This is a genomic window from Daejeonella sp., assembly GCF_037719425.1.
Lineage (GTDB): Bacteria > Bacteroidota > Bacteroidia > Sphingobacteriales > Sphingobacteriaceae > Daejeonella.
This window is the reverse complement of the sequence record NZ_JBBJNI010000201.1, coordinates 1-6,006: the sequence shown is the minus strand read 5'-3', so window position 1 is coordinate 6,006 and position 6,006 is coordinate 1. Positions and strand designations below refer to the sequence as shown.

Sequence of the window (6,006 nt, the reverse complement as noted above, 5' to 3'; positions counted from 1 at the left end):
TGCTATATTCCTTAATTGGGCAGTAAGATTACCCGCCATCTTATTAACCGAATCTGTTAAATCCTTCCACGTTCCATCTACACCCGGTACGTTAGCCTGACCTCCCAGCTGACCTTCAGACCCTACCTCACGGGCAACACGAGTTACCTCAGAAGCAAAACCCCTGAGCTGATCCACCATCGTATTGATCGTATCCTTAAGCTCGAGAAGCTCACCTTTGGCATCCACTGTAATTTTACGGGACAAATCTCCCTTAGCCACCGCCGTTGTCACCTCCGCAATATTCCGAACCTGTGATGTCAGGTTATCAGCCATCTTATTAACCGAATCGGTTAAATCCTTCCAGGTGCCGCCTACACCAGGAACATTCGCCTGGCCTCCAAGCTGTCCTTCAGAACCTACCTCACGCGCAACACGCGTCACCTCCGATCCGAATGAGTTTAACTGATCCACCATCGTATTGATCGTGATCTTCAGCTCCAACATCTCCCCTTTTACATCCACCGTGATCTTTTTAGAAAGGTCACCTTTTGCTACCGCAGTTGTTACCTCCGCTATATTCCGCACCTGGCCCGTTAGGTTACCCGCCATCTGATTCACCGAATCCGTTAGATCTTTCCACGTACCACCAACGCCCGGCACATTTGCCTGACCACCCAACTGACCGTCCGAACCTACTTCCCTCGCCACACGAGTTACTTCTGAAGAGAAGGAATTCAACTGATCCACCATCGTGTTGATTGTATTTTTCAATTCAAGAAGCTCGCCTTTGGCATCAACTGTAATTTTCCGGGACAAATCTCCTTTCGCCACTGCAGTAGTTACACCGGCAATATTCCGTACCTGATCGGTAAGGTTACTTCCCATCTGGTTTACAGAATCCGTTAGATCCTTCCATACACCTCCAACTCCTTTAACTTTCGCCTGGCCACCAAGCTCACCTTCCGTACCTACCTCCAGCGCCACACGGGTCACCTCTGAGGCGAACGAGTTTAACTGGTCAACCATTGTATTGATCGTCTTTTTAAGCTCGAGCATCTCCCCTTTTACGTCAACCGTGATCTTTTTAGAAAGGTCACCATTCGCAACTGCTGTAGTTACACCCGCTATATTCCGTACCTGCGAGGTTAGGTTACCCGCCATACGGTTTACCGAATCCGTTAAATCCTTCCATGTACCAGCAACACCGGGAACTTTCGCCTGACCACCGAGCTTTCCTTCTGTACCCACTTCAAGCGCAACCCTGGTAACCTCAGACGAAAATGAGTTCAGCTGATCTACCATGGTATTAATAGTATTTTTCAGCTCAAGAATCTCACCCTTTGCCTCAACAGTGATTTTTCTGGAAAGGTCACCCTTGGCAACCGCAGTTGTTACTGCAGCAACATTCCTTACCTGAGCAGTAAGGTTACCAGCCATCTGATTTACAGAATCTGTTAGTTCAGCCCAAACCCCCGCAACGCCTTTGATCTTTGCCTGTTCTCCGAGCTTACCTTCAGATCCCACCTGTCGGGCTACCCGGGTAACTTCCATCGAAAATAATTGGAGTTTTGAAAGCATCTGATTAGATTCTTTCGCCATTCTCAAAAACTCTCCCTTTAACGGCTGACCATTAATCTCAAGAGGGATTTGCTTGGCAAGATCTCCGTTAGCAACGGAATTGATCATGCCAGCAATCTCAAGCGCCGGCGATGTAAGATCCGTTATAAGATTATTGAGAGAGTTAACGCCTTTTGCCCATTCTCCTTTGGCTTCAGGCATCGCGATCCTCTTGCTTAAATTACCCTTCTTCCCGATAATGTTCTCGGCCGACGATATCTCACTCACCAGGCGCTGATTGATATCAATGATATCATTTAAGACCTCGCAGATCTTGCCGTTAATACCTGCTTGAGTAACGGGCATCCTGATATTCAGGTTACCGTTCTTTACCATTGACAAAACGTTTAACAAAACCTTAAGATCCAGTGTTTCTTCGGCATTGTTAGCAGAACCGTTTAGACCGTTTATAGCGGTTTCTAATGTGTCAGACTTTACTTCCATTTATATAGAGCGTATGAATTATAATAAAATTGGTTTTAGCGGAGGCGCTTCCGGTTAGAAAAGGCAATAGCTACATTGTAATTTGAGTTAGTTAATCAATCATTTCACCTCACGTGTTCCGCGAATACTACCCCGGGGCAACACACTGATACAATACTTCTTTTTATAAAAATTGTTTTATAAAAATAACGATTTCTGGCAAAACATTTTGTGTGTAATCTCATACTTCTTACGAGGTCACCGACTTGAAGGTTTCGTCAAACTATGGGCCTAAAACATAATTAATAACTGACGCGCTGTTAATAATCTTCCTCCGTTCCGGCATCCCATAACAGGCATTATCATAGTATTCGGGATCATAATATGACAGTCTTTTCATTGTGCCTTTAGTAAGAAGAACGAATTCATAGGTATGAGAATTGTATATCTGGTATTTCGCAGGACAAAAATTGGGAATGTCTTTTTCGTCTTGAACTGAAAAAAGTTCGTTTTGCAGGAAAGTATTCCATACGAGTCGCAGCCTTTCTTTTGACAAATTTGCGGGTGTCAACTCCTGCTCCTTATTAAAATAGTTATAAGCTAAAAGACTATTACCTTTCTTTGTCAGGATAAAATAATCTGATCTTTCATCGGAATCCGCAAACTTCACACGAAAAGATACTATTTCATCACTTTTTTTATAGAGTGAAGAAAGAAAGGGCGGTACGGCTCGTGTGGAATGATCCTGGCGATATACTGGTCGATCAGGTTCTTGCGCGTAAAGCGGAAAGTGAATAAGGAAAAGTAATATGAAAGCGACAGGTTTCAAATTAGTCTTATATGATAAAGGGTTAGCTGAAACCTTATTATATCGGAAGTATGCATACATGATTCGAGCTGCGAATAAAACTCGAAAATATTCGGAAGGTGAATAATCAGTAAAAAGCCAGTCTGCCCGCTTCCTTAATTTATATCAACCGAACTTTCAATTGCTTCGAGGGGCATATCAGAATCATATTCCAAAATTGCCAGCATCGAGTATTTGCCCTTAGGAACAGTGGGAGGAATTTGTAATTTGACAATTCTTTTGCCATCTGGAAAAATAGGAAATTCTAATTCATCGAGCTTTACCTCTTCCCCATTTGATAAATTTGTTAGTAAAAGGCGAGCCTTACACTCCAGCATAGCTTTGCCTGTATTGATCAGGCTGAAGTTGTAAACATTTTTCTCAATTTTGTCAGGCTCTAAAGCTACGGCCCTGGCTTCTTTGATGTTTAAAGCCACCGGAGTTTGATATACATGTATCCCAATACGGTACACTTCCCTGATAGTGGCTTTCATTTTAGCGTCTTTCCCATCCGCGCCGGTCTGCTCCAAAACATTCTGGATGAAGATCATCGACCATTTCATCTGACTTACTTCCTTGATATCTGTGGGTGCAGTCAGGGTAACCCTGACATCTTTTGATTTTTGCGGCTCTATCTCTACCAATGAATTATCAAACGCTATCCATTTAGAACAAGAACGTTCTGTAGTTCCAGGGGGGAAATACTTATGTCCCCCAATGCTGTCCCTTATCCAATCTCCCAATGTTAACTGGTAAGCTTGCTTTTTATCGGAAAGGTTTGTAATTGTAATTATCTGTGTAGAAATTCCGCCAGCGTTTGCACTGAAACTTAAGATCGTTGGATTTACATTGATACGCTGCGCCACCGCTGATGTTCCCAACAACATCATGAAGCTAAAGCAGGCATACATAAAATGTTTTTTTAACATTTTCATTTTATAATCTATAAAGTTAGTTCGATTCAATCCTCGTATTTAAATACTACGCTCCAAAACAATTTGCAATTTAATAAATTAAATACGTTTATTTCAAAGAATTATTTTATTAGGGAGAAAACATTTCTCCTGAGAGTGCGTTTTACCTCAGCTTGGACTTGAATTATTTTATCTGGCATCTTCTTTGCCTTTACTATCGTTAATTATCATTTCATTCGCACCGAATACCAGACTGACCCCACGTGAAGATATTATATTTTTTACTTCTAACATTGTTTGTTACTGTTAACGTAAATGCACAGACTGAGCCCGCATTGCCTAGTATTTGCTTTAATAATGGGCCCAACAACAACAAAAACAATATGACTGTGACTGGTAATACTACGTTCACATTCGCTACCCTTGCAGCGTTTGGTGCCAGCCAATCATCTAACACAATAACTATAACGGTTGCATCTACAGCAAGATACAGACTGTACATCGCCGGTGTGATGACAGCTTTAACCGCGTCAGCAACCAATACTCCGATTCCAATTAATACATTTACCATAGCGTCGACCAACAGAGGTACATCTCCTGCGTCCGTGACCTTATCGAATTCTTATCTCGAGGTTGCAAATTTTACTACTTCTACGAATGGGCTCAGCCACACACTAACAATTACGAGGAATCCGTTAAGTACTTTCCAAGAGGAGCCAGGTAATCATACTCTTACACTTCACATTCGTTATTGTCAGTATTAGAGCTATGTCACATAAAAGAACATATTTGTTTCTACTATTACTCATCGCAACTCAGGCGACCCTATTTGCGCAGACGAGGTATCTGTTGAAAACAGTGGCAATAACGATTCCTACGGTATTAGATCTGCAGATCATCTCAGGAGCCAATCCAGTTGTCGATTTTAATGTAACGAGTAAAATTGACAATGGAATTGAACTTCTGGCGGCCACAACATTTACCTACCGGTCTAATAAAGCATGGTTTGTGACTATAAAAGCTGGCAGTGCTGATTTTACAGGCGGAGTCTCCGGATCTCCTATGCCGGCATCAGTGATAAAATACAGATTGAATGGGGCTACACTACCATATGCTCCTCTATCAAATCTAGATCAATCACTGCTGGCAAATAGCGGTTCTAAAAATGCGCGAGGTACAGGTTCAGCAAGTATCGATTTCCAAGTTAATCCGGGTTATAATTACCCACCGTCCCAAAACTACAGCCTTCAGGTAATCTATACGATCAGCAATCTATAAAGCTCAAAAGCCATAAAACACACTACTCTTCGAACGTTTTAGCCAAGCAGATTTTACCCATAATTCCCCAATCCGGGATTTTATTACTCAAAACGTAACTTTTAAAATTCTTCTGCGTAGAAGGAGGAGTGAAATTTAATAGAACTCTTGTATTTCTTCTCCTGCTTGCTTCAACTAGCATTTGTATGGCGCAAAGTCCTGTTTCACCTAACAATACCGCCAGTTCAAGAATTACTATTCGCATCCCCTCTTTTGCTACTATTACACTGGCAGATAACAATTCGAAAAGTATCTCTTATAATTCACCCGCCAACTCGAAAAAAGCGGAACTGTCTCAGTCAAAATCTATGGGTGAAGTAATTTCAAATAGAAAATGGTCTGTTAACGTTTCCCGGGAGGAAAGTTCCCCAAATACATTTTTTACTTCTAATATTCTTTCTAAGATAAAAGATGCGCCATCGAAGGAACCATCTGTTACTATGATTTATGTAACCAGCATGAATTAAGATGCTAAATCGCCATACCTTTTTTGATTTTTCTTTTTTTTCAACCTGAAAGGAGTTGTAAGCATTCGGAGATCTAAGCTATTACCGATTACAGCTCAATCAAGTACCCGTCATTATTCCACCAAAATCAACATCTTCCCGTTCAAACTCTTAAATACGAAGGGCTTCCCTTATTTTATTTACAATGCGAACTACAAGACCAATAATTGGGGATTAACTTCCCATCTTATTCCCCAAACACCGCATGAATTCCCCACTCCTATTCTCAGTTTGTTAATTAATGCTTGTTTGTGGCCTATTTGAAGCAGTATTGCTCTTTGGTATGACGATTGAATAGTATATAACACGGAACGATTAGAAAAATCTTCCCTGACAATTTAAAAAGACAACCATGAAAAAGTTAATATTATCCGCTTCATTACTTATAGCCTTAATAGCA

At 41.3% G+C, this 6,006-nt stretch carries 6 protein-coding genes; 3 read left to right on the top strand and 3 right to left on the bottom strand.

All coding sequences use genetic code 11. The features are described from left to right. The 3 genes from WKF69_RS18195 to WKF69_RS18185 form a co-directional block, all read right to left on the bottom strand. On the bottom strand, nucleotides 1-2,043 hold a 2,043-nt coding region (locus WKF69_RS18195; protein WP_340383762.1), incomplete at its 3' end, for a HAMP domain-containing protein. A gap of 262 nt (nucleotides 2,044-2,305) precedes the next feature. Beyond that, entirely contained in the window at nucleotides 2,306-2,911 is a 606-nt protein-coding gene (locus tag WKF69_RS18190) for a hypothetical protein (RefSeq protein WP_340383760.1), read from the bottom strand. Between the two features lie 74 nt (nucleotides 2,912-2,985). After that, a complete protein-coding gene (locus tag WKF69_RS18185) occupies nucleotides 2,986-3,798 on the bottom strand; it encodes a hypothetical protein (protein WP_340383758.1) in 813 nt (270 codons plus the stop codon). Nucleotides 3,799-4,046: 248 nt separating this feature from the next. On the opposite strand from WKF69_RS18185, the gene WKF69_RS18180 reads away from it, so the two are divergent. The 3 genes from WKF69_RS18180 (at nucleotide 4,047) to WKF69_RS18170 (ending at nucleotide 5,567) form a co-directional block, all read left to right on the top strand. After that, nucleotides 4,047-4,547 (top strand): hypothetical protein, encoded by a 501-nt coding sequence (locus WKF69_RS18180; RefSeq protein ID WP_340383756.1) that lies wholly within the window; start codon nucleotides 4,047-4,049, stop codon nucleotides 4,545-4,547. A gap of 25 nt (nucleotides 4,548-4,572) precedes the next feature. Beyond that, the gene (locus WKF69_RS18175) at nucleotides 4,573-5,061 is read left to right on the top strand and encodes a hypothetical protein (protein ID WP_340383754.1); all 489 of its coding nucleotides are present in this window, start codon (nucleotides 4,573-4,575) and stop codon (nucleotides 5,059-5,061) included. A 185-nt stretch (nucleotides 5,062-5,246) separates the two neighbouring features. After that, nucleotides 5,247-5,567, top strand: coding sequence for a hypothetical protein (locus tag WKF69_RS18170; protein ID WP_340383752.1), 321 nt, complete (start codon nucleotides 5,247-5,249; stop codon nucleotides 5,565-5,567). The last annotated feature ends 439 nt before the right edge of the window (nucleotides 5,568-6,006 follow it).